This window comes from Patulibacter ginsengiterrae, from assembly GCF_056269115.1.
Genome location: NZ_JBWDOG010000003.1, coordinates 207,668 through 222,404, shown reverse-complemented (window position 1 = coordinate 222,404; position 14,737 = coordinate 207,668). Strand labels below are relative to the sequence as shown.

15 protein-coding genes are annotated in these 14,737 nt (G+C 74.5%); 9 read left to right on the top strand and 6 right to left on the bottom strand.

The window, feature by feature from the left end; translation table 11 throughout:
• Positions 1 to 57: 57 nt before the first annotated feature.
• The gene (locus ACVUH9_RS07540; protein ID WP_475755495.1) at positions 58 to 540 is read right to left on the bottom strand and encodes a MarR family winged helix-turn-helix transcriptional regulator; all 483 of its coding nucleotides are present in this window, start codon (positions 538 to 540) and stop codon (positions 58 to 60) included.
• Between the two features lie 137 nt (positions 541 to 677).
• Between ACVUH9_RS07540 and ACVUH9_RS07535 the strand changes: the two genes are divergently transcribed.
• The 4 genes from ACVUH9_RS07535 (at position 678) to ACVUH9_RS07520 (ending at position 4,664) form a co-directional block, all read left to right on the top strand.
• Positions 678 to 2,141, top strand: a complete 1,464-nt coding sequence (locus ACVUH9_RS07535; RefSeq protein WP_475755493.1) for an MFS transporter — start codon at positions 678 to 680, stop codon at positions 2,139 to 2,141.
• A gap of 129 nt (positions 2,142 to 2,270) precedes the next feature.
• On the top strand, positions 2,271 to 3,458 hold the full coding sequence (locus ACVUH9_RS07530) for an ArsA family ATPase (protein ID WP_475755491.1): 1,188 nt from the start codon (positions 2,271 to 2,273) through the stop codon (positions 3,456 to 3,458).
• Entirely contained in the window at positions 3,455 to 3,856 is a 402-nt protein-coding gene (locus ACVUH9_RS07525; protein ID WP_475755490.1) for a hypothetical protein, read from the top strand. Before ACVUH9_RS07530 ends, ACVUH9_RS07525 begins: the two co-directional genes overlap by 4 nt.
• 7 nt (positions 3,857 to 3,863) lie before the next feature.
• Complete coding sequence (locus ACVUH9_RS07520) at positions 3,864 to 4,664, top strand: hypothetical protein (RefSeq protein ID WP_475755488.1); 801 nt, start codon at positions 3,864 to 3,866, stop codon at positions 4,662 to 4,664.
• A gap of 19 nt (positions 4,665 to 4,683) precedes the next feature.
• Here ACVUH9_RS07520 and ACVUH9_RS07515 read toward each other — a convergent pair whose 3' ends face one another.
• Together ACVUH9_RS07515 and ACVUH9_RS07510 are read right to left on the bottom strand one after the other, a co-directional pair.
• Positions 4,684 to 4,974 carry a hypothetical protein gene (locus ACVUH9_RS07515; protein ID WP_475755486.1) on the bottom strand — a complete coding sequence of 97 codons (291 nt, stop codon included), beginning with the start codon at positions 4,972 to 4,974 and terminating at the stop codon, positions 4,684 to 4,686.
• 75 nt (positions 4,975 to 5,049) lie between these two features.
• Positions 5,050 to 6,636: a hypothetical protein gene (locus ACVUH9_RS07510; protein WP_475755484.1), complete on the bottom strand. Its 1,587-nt coding sequence runs from the start codon at positions 6,634 to 6,636 to the stop codon at positions 5,050 to 5,052.
• Here ACVUH9_RS07510 and ACVUH9_RS07505 point away from each other — a divergent pair.
• The 5 genes from ACVUH9_RS07505 (at position 6,635) to ACVUH9_RS07485 (ending at position 11,983) form a co-directional block, all read left to right on the top strand.
• Positions 6,635 to 7,567 carry an AAA family ATPase gene (locus ACVUH9_RS07505; RefSeq protein WP_475755482.1) on the top strand — a complete coding sequence of 311 codons (933 nt, stop codon included), beginning with the start codon at positions 6,635 to 6,637 and terminating at the stop codon, positions 7,565 to 7,567. The two genes, ACVUH9_RS07510 and ACVUH9_RS07505, sit on opposite strands and share 2 nt — an antisense overlap.
• 90 nt (positions 7,568 to 7,657) lie before the next feature.
• Entirely contained in the window at positions 7,658 to 9,202 is a 1,545-nt protein-coding gene (locus ACVUH9_RS07500; RefSeq protein WP_475755480.1) for a VWA domain-containing protein, read from the top strand.
• Between the two features lie 35 nt (positions 9,203 to 9,237).
• Positions 9,238 to 10,071 carry an ABC transporter ATP-binding protein gene (locus ACVUH9_RS07495; protein ID WP_475755478.1) on the top strand — a complete coding sequence of 278 codons (834 nt, stop codon included), beginning with the start codon at positions 9,238 to 9,240 and terminating at the stop codon, positions 10,069 to 10,071.
• On the top strand, positions 10,068 to 10,892 hold the full coding sequence (locus ACVUH9_RS07490) for an ABC transporter permease (RefSeq protein ID WP_475755477.1): 825 nt from the start codon (positions 10,068 to 10,070) through the stop codon (positions 10,890 to 10,892). The genes ACVUH9_RS07495 and ACVUH9_RS07490 overlap by 4 nt, the downstream gene beginning before the upstream one ends.
• On the top strand, positions 10,889 to 11,983 hold the full coding sequence (locus ACVUH9_RS07485; protein WP_475755475.1) for an ABC transporter substrate-binding protein: 1,095 nt from the start codon (positions 10,889 to 10,891) through the stop codon (positions 11,981 to 11,983). The genes ACVUH9_RS07490 and ACVUH9_RS07485 overlap by 4 nt, the downstream gene beginning before the upstream one ends.
• Positions 11,984 to 11,999: 16 nt before the next feature.
• On the opposite strand, the gene ACVUH9_RS07480 is transcribed toward ACVUH9_RS07485, so the two are convergent.
• From ACVUH9_RS07480 to ACVUH9_RS07470, 3 genes are all read right to left on the bottom strand, one after another.
• Positions 12,000 to 13,007 carry a DNA-3-methyladenine glycosylase family protein gene (locus ACVUH9_RS07480; protein WP_475755473.1) on the bottom strand — a complete coding sequence of 336 codons (1,008 nt, stop codon included), beginning with the start codon at positions 13,005 to 13,007 and terminating at the stop codon, positions 12,000 to 12,002.
• Positions 13,008 to 13,032: 25 nt separating this feature from the next.
• Positions 13,033 to 13,353, bottom strand: a complete 321-nt coding sequence (locus tag ACVUH9_RS07475; protein ID WP_475755471.1) for a hypothetical protein — start codon at positions 13,351 to 13,353, stop codon at positions 13,033 to 13,035.
• A gap of 127 nt (positions 13,354 to 13,480) precedes the next feature.
• The gene (locus tag ACVUH9_RS07470; protein WP_475755469.1) at positions 13,481 to 14,707 is read right to left on the bottom strand and encodes a hypothetical protein; all 1,227 of its coding nucleotides are present in this window, start codon (positions 14,705 to 14,707) and stop codon (positions 13,481 to 13,483) included.
• Positions 14,708 to 14,737 lie beyond the last annotated feature (30 nt).

Below are 14,737 nucleotides of genomic sequence, written 5' to 3'. Positions count from 1 at the left end.
CCTAGGGGTACGTCCCTAGGCCGGCTGACCGCGGCCCGGGGCCCGCGCTCCCCGCGGTCAGCCCGCGGCGTTCGTCAGCCCGGCCCGGAGCGACGCGGCTAGCTGCGCCTGCAGCTCCTCGCCGAGGTTGCCGAGCAACTCCCGCTCGATCACCTGGGCGGCAGCGTCGGCCTCGGCCAGCCGTGCCCGCCCCTCGTCCGTGATCCGGACGATCAGCCGACGCCGGTCACGCTCGTCGCGGCGGCGCTCGACCAGCCCGTCGCGCTCCAGCGCCTCGAGCACCGGCACCAGCTGGGCGGGCAGCAACGAGCAGAGCGCCGCCAGCTCCGCCTGCGAGTCGGGAGCGTCGTTGGACAAGACCGCGAGCAGCGTGTAGTCGCGGCCGTCGATCCCGAGTTCCTCGAAGTGCGGCGCCATCCGCCCCAGCAGCTGCTGGGAGAGCTTGAAGAGCAGCAGCCCGGGTCGCTCCGCCACGCCCTGAGGCAAGGCCAGCAGCGGACCCTTCGCGGGCCCGTAGTCGCAGGGTTCGTCCGGGAGCACCAGAGAAGCATATCTCCAAAATGATTTCGGTCTTGAATCATTCACGGCGATGACGTACGCTCTCCGCCAGAAATCATTCTTGGCTTGAATCGTTCTGCTTCAGCACGGTCCTCGCCCGTTCGAAACGGAGTCCCCCGGTGTCCCCTCCCGACCCGCGCCGCTGGCGCGCCCTCGCCGTCCTCGCCCTCGCGCAGTTCATGGTCGTGCTCGACGTCACGATCGCCAACGTCGCCCTGCCCGCGATCCAGCGCGACCTGCACTTCTCTGCGCTCGACCTGCAGTGGGTCGTCGGCGCCTACGCGCTCACGTTCGGCGGGCTGCTGCTGCTCGGTGGCCGCACCGCCGACCTGCTCGGCCGTCGCCGGATGCTGAGCGTCGGCCTCGCCGTCTTCGCCCTCGCCTCGCTCGGCGCCGGGTTCGCCCCCAGCTCGGGCGCCCTGATCGCTGCCCGCGCCGTCCAGGGCGTCGGCGCCGCGCTGCTCTCCCCCGCCGCGCTCTCGATCGTCACCGTCAGCTTCGCTCCCGGCCGCGAGCGCGGCATCGCGATGGGCGTCTGGGGCGCGTTGGCCGGGCTCGGCGGCACCGCCGGCGTCGTCGCCGGCGGCCTGCTGATCGACAGCCTCGGCTGGGAGTGGGTGTTCTTCGTCAACGTCCCGATCGCCGTGCTGGTGCTGATCGCGATCCCGCTGACGATCACCGAGAGCCGAGCGTCGGCGCGCAACCGGTCGTTCGACGCCGCGGGCGCGGTCCTCGCCACGCTCGGCGTGACGGCGCTCGTGCTCGGGGTGATCCGCTCCGACGTGCTTGGCTGGGGTGCGACCGAGGTCGTTGCCCTGCTCGTGGGCGGGGCCGCGCTGCTACTCGCGTTCGCCGCCGTCGAGACCCGCGCCGCGGCCCCGCTCGTGCCGCCACGGCTGGCACGTTCGCGGCCGCTGGCGCTCTCCGGCGTCGCGCTCGCCCTCAACGGCAGCGCCTTCATCGGGATGTTCTACCTCTCGGCGCTGTTCCTCCAGGAGGCTCGCGGCGCCTCGGCGATCGAGACCGGCCTCCAGTTCGTGCCGATGGGCGTCACCGCCGTGCTCGGCGCCGTGGCCGCCCAGGCCCTGGTCGGCCGCTTCGGCACCCGACCGGTGATCGCGCTCGGCGCGCTGCTCGCCGGCGGGTCGCTGCTGCTGCTCTCGACCGCCAGCGCCGACGGGGCCTACGCGACCGACTTCCTGCCCGGCTTCCTGCTCTACGGCGCCGCGATCTCCCTGGTCGGCGTGCCTACCCAGATCGGAGCGGTGACCGACGTCACCGACCAGGACGCCGGGTCGGCGGCCGGGCTGCTGTCGGCGTCCTACCAGGTCGGATCGGCACTCGGCCTGGCCGTGATCACCACGATCGCCACCGGACGCGTTGGCAACCTGCTCGGCGACGGGGCGACCGCCACCGTGGCCCAGACCGCCGGCTTCGAGCGGGGACTCGAGATCGCCGCCGGGCTCGCGGTCGCGAACGTGGTGATCGCGCTGCTGCTCGCCCGCCGCCCGGCTCCCGCCCGCGGAGCGGAGCCGGCCGAGCCGGCCGAGCCGGCGACCAAGGCCGTGCCGGCGGCGTCCTGACCGCGACCGCCGGAGGCCGCCGGGGGCCGCCGGGCCGCCGCGCTCGACGGCGGCGCGGCCGTCCCGCGCGGCGGTCAGCGGCCGGCACTCGCCCGAGGGCGGGCGCCCGGCCGCATACACTCGCGCCCGATGGCCGCACGAATCATCCTGTACACCGGGAAGGGTGGCGTCGGCAAGACCTCGGTCGCCGCCGCCACCGCCCGCAGGATCGCCGCCGAGGGCCAGCGGGTGCTGCTCGTCTCGACCGACCCGGCGCACAGCCTCGCCGACGTGCTCGGGCAGCCGATCGGGGCCGACCCCACACCACTCGGCGAGCGGCTCGAGGGCCTCCAGATCGACGGTCGCGCTGAGCTGACCCGGCACTGGGGCGCGGTCCAGCGGTGGGCCAGCCGGAGCCTGATCGCGCGCGGCGTCGATCGCGTCTCCGCCGAGGAGCTGACCGTCCCCCCGGGACTCGAGGAGCTGCTCAGCCTGCTGCGGCTGGTGGCCCTGCACGAGGCCGGCGAGCACGACCTGATCGTCGTCGACTGCGCGCCGACCGGCGAGACCCTGCGGCTGCTGTCGTTCCCCGACATCGCCCACTGGTGGCTCGATCGCGTGCTGCCCCGCCAGGACGAGCTGCTCGGCGCCGCGCGCCCGCTGGCCCGGGCCCTGCTCGACATCACCGTGCCCGACCGCGAGGTGCTCGACGAGGTCGGACGGATGATGCGGAGCCTGCTGGCGATGCGCGAGCTGCTGGTCGACCACGAGACCGTCAGCATGCGGCTGGTGACGACCGCCGACCGGGTCGTGATCGACGAGACCCGGCGGACCTACACCGCGCTCTCGCTGCACGGCGTGGCGACCGACGCGATCGTCGTCAACCGGCTCTTCCCGGACGACGTCGGCGCGTACTTCGCCGGCTGGCGGGAGCGCCAGCAGGAGCACCTGGCGGAGATCCACCAGGCGTTCGCCCCGCTGCCGATCCTGTCGGCGCCGTACTTCGACCGCGAGGTCGTCGGCACCGCTGCGCTCGACCGGCTGGCGGCGGCGCTCTACGCCGACCTCGACGCCGGCGGGCGGCTCTACACCGGGACCGCGCGCCAGCTCGAGATCGACGGCGACCGCGCCCGACTGCGGATCGCCGTGCCGCTCGCGACCCGCGAGCAGGTCAGCCTCCGCCGGGCCGGCGACGAGCTGGTCGTCGAGGTCGCCGGACACCGCCGGACCGTGCTGTTGCCGGCGGCGATCGCGCACTATCGTCCCTCCGGCGCGGCGTTGCGCGACGGGGTCCTCGACGTGACCCTGGTCGCCGACGCGGCGGACGTCCCCGTATGAGCCCCGAAGAGCCCCCCACCGAGACCGATCCGCTCGACGACCTCCGGGAGCGGATCCGCGCGACCAAGGAAGCCGCCGAGCGCCTGCACCAGCAGGCGGCCGAGGCGCGGGCGACCGAGGAGGCCGGCGGCGTGCCCCGCCAGGGCTGGGCGACTCCCGAGGACCGCGGCGAGCGCGCCGACGAGGTCCACGCCCTCGCCCAGCTGCTGCGCTCCCTCCGCGAGCTGTTGCCGGAGGAGTTCCAGTCCCATCTCAACGACCTCGTCCGCCAGCTGCTGCTGCTCGTGCGGGCGATCATCGACTGGTGGGTCGAACGGCTCGAGCTCGAGCCCGGGACCGCGCCGCGGACGCCACCCGGCGGCGGGGCGCCGCACGTCGAGGACATCCCGATCGCCTGAGGACCCGATGGCCGCTCCCGACCCCGACCCCGTCCCCCGCAGCTCCGGCCTCCGTGCCGTGCGCGACGGCTGGCGCGTCCTGACCACCGCCCAGCAGCGGACGGCCGCGGCCGCGCTCGTCCTGCTCGTCAGCCTCCAGGCCCCGTGGTACTCGACCGAGACGGTGACGCGCGGCGCCCAGGGTGCCCTGCAGCGCTCGCAGGGGACGATCTCCGGCTTCCGCGGCTTCTCGTTCGTCGAGGCCGCCGTCCTGCTCATCGCGCTGGCCGTCCTGGTCCTGACCTGGGCGCGGGCGACCGAGCGGCGCTTCAGCCTGCCCTTCGACGACGGCACGCTGGTCACGGCCGGGGCCGGCTGGGCCGGGCTGCTGGTCGTCTACCGGCTGTTCGACCGGCCGAGCGGTGCCAGCGGCCCGGAGCTGAGCACCCTGGTCGGCCTCTCCTGGGGGATCTTCGCGACGCTGCTCGCGGTCGGCCTGCTGCTGATGACCGGCCTCGACCAACGCCGGGCGGCCCTGGCCGACCGCGGCCGCAGGCGCGCCCCCGAGCCCGAGGATCCCGCCGACGACAGGCCGGTCGTCGACCCGCACGACGTCGTCCATCCGCCGGCCGCGCCCGCCAGCCGCTCGTGGTCGTACGACCAGCCCGGCAGCGACCTGGAGCGCCGCGAGGCCGGCGTGCCCCCGGCCGTCGACGAGCCCGCTCCGCGTCCCGCGCCCCGCGGACCGGTCGCACCCCGATCGAACGATCCCGCCCCCGACGGCCGCCCGCGCGAGGCGCCGCGGCCCGAGGCACCGCCGCGCGACTGATCGCGACCGGCGCCGCGCCTCAGCGCTGGCTCTGGCGGTAGTTCTCCCGCGCCTCGCCGATCGACTCGTTCTCCGGGATCTGGAGGTTGCTGTCGCGCATCTGGTCCGGGATCGGCCCCGGCGTGTCGCGCCAGGCCCCGAAGCCGCCGAGGATCATGCCGAAGGTCGCGACGAACAGCAGCAGCAGGCCGGAGGCGACGACCGAACGGACACCACTGAGATGGCCGAGGATGGCGATCAGGACCGCCACCACCATCAACGTCACGACGACGGAGGCGGGGATGGTCACCGCGAGCGGGAGCGAGGACACGGCCCCAGCATCCCACAACGGATCCGCGCCCCGCGGCAGCGACCGAGGATCAGACGCAGCTGCGGCTCCGAACCGTCAGCGGCAGGTCGGGGCGACGACCGACCAGCGTCCGGCCGCGTCGACCAGGACCGCGGCGTCGCCCGGCCGGGGACGGACGGCCGCCTCCGGCACCGACTCGTGCAGCAGCTCGGCGACCAGCGTCCGCGGCCCCGGACCCGAGCGGACCGGTCCGCAGCGCCGCAGCCGCTCCTGACCGCCGGCGGCGGCGATCGCGTCGCGCAGCTGCTGCCGGCCATCGGCGCGTTCCCCCGCCATCCGGGCCTGCGCGCGCAGCTCGCTCCCGCCGACCACCGCCAGCGCCGCGGTCATGACCAGGGCGACCAGCGGCACCGCGATCCGGGCCTGGGCGGCGAGTCGCGGCAGCCGCCCGAGCCCGACGACCGTTCCCGCAGCAGCCGCGACCAGGGTCAGGGCCGGCACCAGGTAGCGCGGGTTGCCCGCGAAGCCCGCCTCCGCCATCACCGCGACCAGCAGCGTGTAGACCGCCGCCAGCAGCAGCCAGGTCCGGGGGTCGGCCGGGACGAGGAGCCGCTCGATCGCGGCGAGACGGTCGCCGAACGCACCCGCCGGCCGGTCCCGCGCGGTGCCCGGGTCGGGGTCCTCCCGGTCCGCGTCGACGCTGCGGGCAACGCCCGCGGCCGCCCCGGCCGCCACCAGGCGGTCGCCCCCTCCGGCCCCGCCCGCCGGTCCAGCGGCACCGCCGTGTCCCTCGCCGCTCGGCTGGCCGGGACGCCCCCGGAGCCCGACCGCCGCCGCGCCGATCAGCGCCGCGGCGAGCGCGATCCACGGGGCCTGGGCACCGAGGTCCTTCCAGACGGTCAGGAACGGGTGGTCGGTCAGGCTCGCCGAACCGGCGCTGGCGGGGCCGGTCGCGCCACGGGTCGAGGAGAGCCCCGAGGCCAGCAGGTCCGGCACCACCCAGAGCGCGAGCACGACCGCCCCGGAGACGAGCACCGGGACCAGCGGCAGCCGCCGACGGGCCACCAGGACCAGCGCGTAGACGGCCAGGAACGGCCAGATCTCCGGCCGCACGAGCGCCCCGAGCGCGCCGAGCGCGAACGCCCGCCGCGGGGCGTCGTCGGCCGCCGCCAGCAGCGCCCAGACGACCAGCGCCCCGAGCAGCGGATCGGCGTTGCCGAGCGCTGCGTTGAGCAGCCACCACGGCGACAGCACGACCGCCACCGCCGCGACCAGCCCGCCCCACGGGCCGGCGACGCGGGCCGCGAGCCGGGCCGCGCCGACGACCGCGAGCAGCGCGCCGGCCCGCGCGACCACCAGCCAGGCCGCGCCGGTCGCGTCGCCGAGGACCGCCAGCGGGGCGGTGAAGAGGACCGGGAACGGCTTCCACGACGGGCCGGCGCTGGTCTCGAGCCCGAGCGACCAGAGCTCGCGTCCCCAGACGACCCAGGCCGAGGCGTCGAAGGCCAACGCGCGCCCGAACGGCAGCGAGGCGACCGCGACGACCAGCGCGGCCAGCAGCCACCAGCCGCCGGACCGGCGGCGCATCGTCCCGTCGAGCACCGCGGCAGCATCCCACAGCGACCAGCGAGCGCCCCGCCGCCCCGCGACGGTTGGCGCACTCCCGACCGCGACACCTATCATGGGTCGGACCGTGCTCGATGTGCCTGCCACCGTCGAAGATCTAGCCGCCGGTCTGCGTGCCGTCGGCTACCTGCCCGGTTCCCGCACCGCCCTGGTATCGCACCTCGCGATCCACCTCGACAAGCCGGTGCTCGTCGAGGGTCCGGCCGGCGTCGGCAAGACCCAGCTGGCCAAGGCCCTGGCCGAGACGCTCGACCGCGAGCTGATCCGGCTCCAGTGCTACGAGGGGCTCGACGAGGCGAAGGCCCTGTACGAGTGGAACTACCGCAAGCAGCTGCTGCGGATCCAGGCCCAGAGCGCCGCCCCGGTCGACGCGACCGATCCCGCCGCCGGCAGCTGGAGCGCCGTCCAGGACGACGTCTTCGGCGAGGAGTTCCTGCTCGAGCGTCCGCTGCTGCGGGCGATCGCCAGCGAGCGTCCGGTCGTGCTCCTGATCGACGAGATCGACAAGACCGACCAGGAGTTCGAGGCGATGCTGCTCGAGCTGCTGTCGGACTTCCAGATCACGATCCCCGAGCTCGGCCAGGTCTCGGCCACCACCCAGCCGATCGTGCTGCTGACCTCGAACAACAGCCGCGAGCTGACCGAGGCCCTCAAGCGCCGCTGCCTCTACCTCTGGCTCGACTACCCGGAACTGGAGCACGAGCTGGAGATCGTCCGCTCGCACGTGCCGGAGCTGTCGGCGACGATCAGCCGCCGGCTGGTCGAGGTGATCGCCGAGATCCGCGCGCTCGACCTGAAGAAGCCGCCGTCGATCGCCGAGTCGGTCGACTGGGCGCGGGCGCTGTTGCTGCTCGGGGCGACCGACCTCGACCAGCAGGTCTTCCGCGACACGCTCTCGATCATCGTCAAGCACCGCACCGACCTCGACCTCGTCGCCGAACGGGTCGGCCTGCGGCTGCCGACCCCGACCCCGGCCTCCGGGGACTAGGACGGACGTGGCCGCGTGGGCTCCGACGACGCCGTTCGCGGCCTCGGTCGTGCCCTCGCCGGCCTCGATTCGCAAGATCGGCCAGGACTGATGAGCCCCACCGCCCCCAACATGCCCTCGGGCCCGGGACCGCGCCAGCTGCGGCAGGCGGCGATCCACGCCGTGCTGCCCGAGGGCGGGGTCCCCGGCGGGCTCGCCGGCCAGCTCGTCGTCTTCTGCGAGGAGCTGCGCGGCGAGGGGATGGCCGTCGGCACCAGCGAGCTGCTCGACGCGACGGCCGCCCTCAGCGCGATCCCCTGGGGCCGCCGCGAGGACTTCCGCGAGACGCTCGCCGCGACCCTCGCCAAGTCGCCGGAGGACCGCCACGTCTTCGACCTCGTCTTCGACCGCTTCTTCTTCCGGGCCGCCGAGGCCGAGGCGGTCCGCCACGGCGCGACCGACGCCGAGACCGCCCGGCTGGCCGCGGAGGCCGGCGAGGGCGGCGAAGGGGCCGAGGAGGGCGCCGACGGCAGCGACCAGGCCGGCGACGCCCCCGAGCTCGACCTCGACGCGATCCGTGAGGCGATCGCCCAGGCGATCGCGGACGGCGCCAGCTCACGGATGACCGATCTCGCCGCGCTGGCGATCGGCAGCATGGGCGGCGCGGTCAACGACACCGGCGTCGTCGGCGTCGACGTCCAGCGGATCCGGCGCGCGCTCGACCTCCGTGCCGAGCCCAACCCCGACGCGCCCGAGGACGACCCCCGCCGCCAGGGCCTCCCCCGCGAGGGGATCCGCGAGTTCGAGCAGCACCTGCGGCGCGAGCTCGAGCGCCGCCGGATCGAGCGGCTCGGCGAGCTGCCGCCTGCCCGTCCGCTCAACCAGATGGACCGGGCGCTGCCGAGCGCCGCCGGGCAGAACCTGGCCGACATCCACCGGGTCGTCCGCCAGCTCAAGCGGCGGCTGAACACCCAGGGCCACGAGCTGCGCGGCCAGCGGCGCAGGACCCAGGTCGACATGCGGGCGACGATGCGCGCCTCGCTCCAGACCGGCGGCGTGCCGGTGGTCGTCAAGGAGCGGACGATCCGGCCCCGGCGCCCGGAGATCTTCGTCCTCTGCGACGTCTCCACCTCCGTCACCAGCGCCTCGCTGTTCTTCCTCTCGGTCCTGCACGCGCTCCACGACGCGTTCCGCAAGATGCGCTCGTTCGTCTTCGTCGAGCGGATCAGCGAGGTCACCGAGCTGTTCGAGAAGGAACGCGAGTTCGAGAAGGTCTCGCAGGCGATCGGCCGCGACGCCGGGGTCGCCGACGTGACCGGCTACACCGACTACGGCCGGGTCTGGCGCGAGTTCCTGGAGCAGACCGAGGACGACCTCAACCCCCGCGCGACGGTGATCGTGCTCGGCGACGCCCGCACCAACGGCCGCGACCCGGCCGAGGCCGCGTTCGCCGCGATCGCCGAGCAGGCGGGCCGAACGTTCTGGCTCAACCCCGAGCCCGCGCTCTACTGGGACTACGGCGACTCGGTGATCAGCCGCTACGCCCCGTACTGCGACGTCCACGAGTGCTGGACCTCCGACCAGCTCGAGGGGTTCGTCGCCGCCCTGACCGGTTCCGGCCCCGCCCCGGAGCGCCCCGCACCCCGCCGACGGTGACCAGGCCGACACCCGTCGGATAGCCTGATCGGTCGGTGCCTGCCCCGAATCGACGCGACGACGAGCGGGACGCCGCTGCCGCGCCCACCTCCGGCGTCGCGCTCCGCGCCCGCGGAATCAGCCGCCGGCTCGGCACGCTGCCCGTCGTCGACGCGATCGACCTCGACGTCGGCGAGCGCGAGGTCGTGGCCCTGGTCGGCCCCTCGGGGTGCGGCAAGTCGACGATCCTCGAGCTGGTCTGCGGCCTCCAGAATCCGGACGTCGGCGAGCTCGCCGTCCGTCCCGCCGCGCTGATGCCGCAGCGCGACCTGCTGCTGCCGTGGCTCGACGCCCGCGACAACGTCGCCCTGCCCCTGCGGCTGGCCGGTGCCTCCCGCCGGGACGCACGTGCCCAGGCCGACGAGCTGCTGGAGCGGGTCGACCTGGCCGGCTTCGCCCGCAGCCGGCCCGACCAGCTCTCCGGCGGGATGCGCCAGCGGGTCTCGTTCCTGCGGGCACTGGCCACCGAGCGCGACCTGCTCTGCCTCGACGAGCCGTTCGGCGCGCTCGACGCGATCACCCGCGAGGAGCTCCAGAGCTGGCTCGCCGAGCTGCTCGACGCCCGCTCGCGGAGCGTCCTGCTCGTCACCCACGACGTCGAGGAAGCGGTCCTCCTGAGCGACCGCGTGGTCGTCCTGACCCCGCGACCGGCGCGGGTCGCCGCGACGATCGTCGTCGGCCCCGCACGGGGCGGGGACGCGGCCCCGGAGGCCGTCCGCGGTCGCCGTGACCCGACCGCCCCCCAGATCGTCGCCGCCCGTCGCGCCGTCCGCGAGGCCCTGCACGCGGCGATCGCCGCCGAAGCCGGACGCGGCACGGTGGCCGCGTGACCGCTCCCCGCCGGTCCCCCCGGACCGCCCGCGACCGCGGGCCGCTCTCGAGGCCGGTCCGGATCGCGCTCGGCGTGCTCGGGCCGCTGCTGGCGCTCGGCGGCTGGCAGGCCTACGTCCGGCTGGCGAACGTCGACGCGCTGCTGCTGCCCGCTCCGACCGACGTCCTGCGCTCGCTGGTCGACGACCGGCAGCTGCTCTGGTCGGCCTTCCTGATCACCGCCCAGGAGATCGTCTACGGCCTCGCCGTCGCGCTCCTGATCGGCCTGCTGCTGGCCGTCGCGATGCACCTCTCGCGGGTCGTCCGGGCCACGCTCGGGCCGCTGATCGTCGGGTCGCAGGCGATCCCGCTGCCGGTGCTCGCCCCGGTCCTGGTCTTCTGGCTCGGGTTCGACCTCGCCCCGAAGCTGGTGATCGTCGCGATCATCTGCTTCTTCCCGATCGTGATCGCCACCCTCGACGCGCTCGACCGGGTCGATCCCGACCTGCCCCGCCTGCTGCGCACGATGGGCGCCAGCCGCCCCCAGCAGCTGCGCTGGGTCGAGCTGCCCGCGGCGCTGCCGGCGGCGCTCTCCGGCGCGAAGGTCTCGGTCGCGATCGCCGGGATCGCCGCCGTCTTCGCCGAGTACGCCGGATCCGAGCAGGGAGCCGGCGGCCTCGGCCACGTGATCCAGAGCTCCGGCTTCTCGCTCGACACCGACCGCGCCTTCGCCGCGGTTGCCATCCTTGCCCTGTTCGCTGTCCTGACGACCGGAGCGCTCGCCGCGATGCAGCGAGTCCTGGCACCCTGGGCACACCGCCGACCCGGAGGACCCGCATGAACGCCCGTCGCCCCGTCCTGCTCCTACTCGCCCTCGTCGCCGCCCTCGGGCTGACGGCCTGCGGCGAGAAGACCGAGAGCGCCACCACCGCCGAGCGCCCGCCCGCGGACCAGCTCTCGCTGCTGCTCGACTACCTGCCCAACGCCGACCACGTCGGCATCTACAAGGCGCAGGCCGACGGGGACTTCGACAAGGCCGGCCTGAAGGTCGACATCCGGACCCCGCAGGACCCCGCCGCGGTCCTCAAGCTGGTCGCGGCCGGCCGGGTCGACGTCGGGATCAGCTATGCGCCGGAGATCCTCACCGCCCGTGCCCAGGGCCAGAACATCGTCGCGATCGCGGCGATCGTGACCCGCCCGCTGACCTCGCTGATGAGCCTGCCGAAGGCGAAGATCAACCGCCCCGAGGACCTCAAGGGCAAGACCGTCGGCACCGCCGGGATCCCGTACCAGACGGCCTACCTGCAGACGATCGTCAAGAAGGCCGGCCTCCAGCCCGACGACGTCAAGCAGGTCAACGTCGGCTTCAACCTCAACGGCGCGCTGCTCTCGGGCAAGGTCGACGCGACGCTCGGCGGGTTCTGGAACTACGAGGGCGTCGAGCTGGCCCGCAAGGGTCGCAAGCCGGTGATCGCCCCGGTCGACGACCTCGGCGTGCCGCCGTACGACGAGCTGGTGCTCGTCGCCCGCGGTGACACCCTGACCAAGCGCGAGTCGGCGATCCGCCGCCTGGTCCGGACCCTCGACCAGGGCTACTCGGCCGTCCGCCGCGACCCCGCCGAGGGCGTCAAGCCGCTGCTGGCCGCGAATCCCGAGCTCGACCCCGGGCTCCAGCTCGAGTCGACGGAGAAGACGCTCGACGCCTTCTTCCCGGCCGACAGCAAGAAGCCGTGGGGCTGGCTCGACACCGACGAGTGGGCGACCTACGCCCAGTGGATGCTCGAGAACGGGCTGCTGAAGCGGCAGATCCCGCTCGACACGGCGGTCACGACCGACTTCCTGCCCGGCGAGGGCGCCGGTGGCGAGGGCCGCAAGACCCCGGACGGCACCGCTCGTCCGTCGCAGAACCTCCCGGGCTACCGGGGCGAGTGACCGCTCAGGCGGCCGCTCAGGCCGCCGCGGCGGTCGGCAGCGTGTCGGGGCGGGTCGACAGCAGGTGGGCCGCCGCCAGCGCCCCCCACGGGGCGTAGGGCGCCAGCCAGGCGTCGACCTCGGCCTCCGAGACCCGCGCCCGCGGGTCTCCGGTCCGGATCCGGCCCAGGGCCTTCACGAGCCCCAGGTCCCCCGAGGGCGGCAGGTCGACCCGGCCGAGCGCCTGGGTGGCGACCAGGGCCAGGGTCCAGCTGCCGACCCCCGGAAGCCGCCCGAGCCGGGCCAGCAGCTGCGCGTGGTCAGCGTCCGGCCCGCCGTCGATCCGGCCGCTGGCCAGCTCCCGCGCGGCCCGGTGGACCGTCGCGGCGCGGGCCGGGGCCAGGCCACAGGACTCGAGGTCGGCGGGCACCAGCCGCCCGGCGACCGCCTCCGCGTCCGGGGCCTCGCGCAGCAGCGGGTGCGACGGGCGGTCCGGCGGGCGCAGCGTCCCGAAGCGGGCGATCACGCGCCGCTGGATCACGACCGCGTCCTCGAACGCGATCAGCTGCTCGCAGACGGCGCAGAGCAGGGCCTCGAAGACCGACGGCCGGCGCGCCGGCCGCAGCCACGGCCGCCGGCGAAGCGCGTCGCCGATCAGCGGGTCGTCACGGTGCGCGGCGAGGAACGGCCGCAGATCGAGGTCGCAGCCGAGCGCGAACCGCCAGCGGCGCAGACCCTCGCGCGCGGCCGCCTCCGGACCGTCGTGGGACGGGTCCGACGCTGGCGACGGGGCAGCTGGCCCTCGCGCGGACGACCGCCGTCCTGCCGTGGCCGCGCGCACCACCGCCGGGCGTTCCGGATCGACCCGGGCGCCGACGACGACGGCCCCGTCCGGGCGCTGCGCGGCGCGCAGCAGCACGTCGTGCCCGTCGACCCGCAGCAGGCGGAAGAGCACGTCCCCGCGCCGCCGCACCAGCCCGTCGGCCGAGGGGCCGGGCAGCCGGTAGGGCCCCGGCGGACGAAGCTCGGCGCGGACCTCGACCATCGCAGCGCGCGCCCCGCCGCGGGGCTCAGCGGCCGCCGAGCTGGTGCACGTCGACGAGGAAGCGCTTGCTGTCGACGACCGGCGGCAGCCCGCCGAGGCCGCGACGCCGACGGACGACGCCGGCCTTGCGGGCGACCACGACCGTCGCGATCGCGCCGGCCACGAAGCCGGTCGCCGCCACCGCCGTCGCCTGGACGGCGACGGTCGTGACGCTGCGCCGGGCCGGCTCGACGACCACGGTGGCGTCGACGACCGGCGTCACCGCCGTCATCAGCTCACCGTCGAGCAGCTCGACGGCGGCCTCGTCCTGCGGGTCGAGCGCGGGCTCGGAAGAACTCGGAGGCATACCTCGACCGAGGATAGCGGGGCACCCAGCGGCAACTCCACCGGCGGCTCGTGCCCCGCCGCCCGGCGGCCAGGGCTCCCGACGTCTCGGCGGCAGCGCCGCCGCGACGTGGCGAGGCCCGTCCCGCTCAGCTCGCGATCGAGCCGCGCGCCATCACCGAGTTCTCGTCGACGAAGTCGCCGGTGAACTTCGAGTCCTTCGGGGCCGACGACTCGGCGCCCTCCTCCAGCAGCCGCTCGTAGAAGCGGTAGCGGCGGGCGATCGTGCCGCCCATCTTCGACATCGCCTTGTTCATGTTGACGTTCGACTCGAGGATCCAGCCGGTCTCGCCGCCGCCCTGCGGGGTCCGCATCGCCGACTGGTAGTGCATCTCGTAGAGCTTGGCCCCGACGCCGGTGTGCTGGTACTCCGGCTTGACCCCGAGCGCGAAGACCCGGACGCGGTCGATCTTCTTGCGGTTGCGCAGCAGCGTCAGCCAGCCGAACGGCAGCAGCCGGCCGTTGCGGACCTTGGCCAGGACCTGGTTGTAGTCGGGGATCGAGAGCGCGGCACCGACGACCTCGCCGGTCTCCGGGATCTCCGAGACCATCGCCCAGTTCTCGTCGAGCATCGGCCCCAGCTCCTTCGCGTAGTGCCGGACCTCCTTCTCGTTGAGCGGGACGAAGCCCCAGTTCTTCTCCCAGGCGGCGTTGTAGACCTCGAGGAACCGTCCGACCTCGGCCTCGATGTCCTTCTTGACGAAGTGGCGGCTGACGATCCCGTGCTCGGACTCGACCCGGTCGGCGATCTTCCAGATCATCGGGTGCACGCGCTCGCGGTCGCGGACGTGCAGATCCCACATCAGGGTGTCCATCGCCCGCTGCAGGCCGGCGTTCTCGAGCAGCGCCCGGTAGTACGGGAAGTGCCAGCCGGTGAGGATGATCGGCGGCCGCTCGAAGCCGTTGATCAGCAGGCCGCACTCGTCGTTGGTGGTGAACGAGAACGGGCCGACCAACCGGTCGCAGCCGCGCTGCTTGACCCAGGCCGTGGCGGCGTCGAGCAGCGCGTCGCAGGCCTCCTGGTCGTCCTCGCACTCGAACCAGCCGAACTGGCCCCAGCGGTTGTCCTGGAACTCGTGCAGGTTGCGGTCGACCTGGGCCGTCATCCGCCCGACGATCCGTCCGTCGCGCTCGGCCAGGAAGTACTCGGCCTCGGCGTGCTCGAAGTACGGGTTCTTCTTGCGGTCCAGCTCCCGCTTGAGCGCGAACCGTGGCAGCGAGCGCCAGTGCTCGGCGTCGCGGTAGAGCCGGAACGGCAGGTCGACGAAGGCGTTGAGGTCGCCGCGCGTACGCACGGGGCGGATCTGCACGGTCACGCCGCCGACCCTACCGGGCGTAGGCCGTCG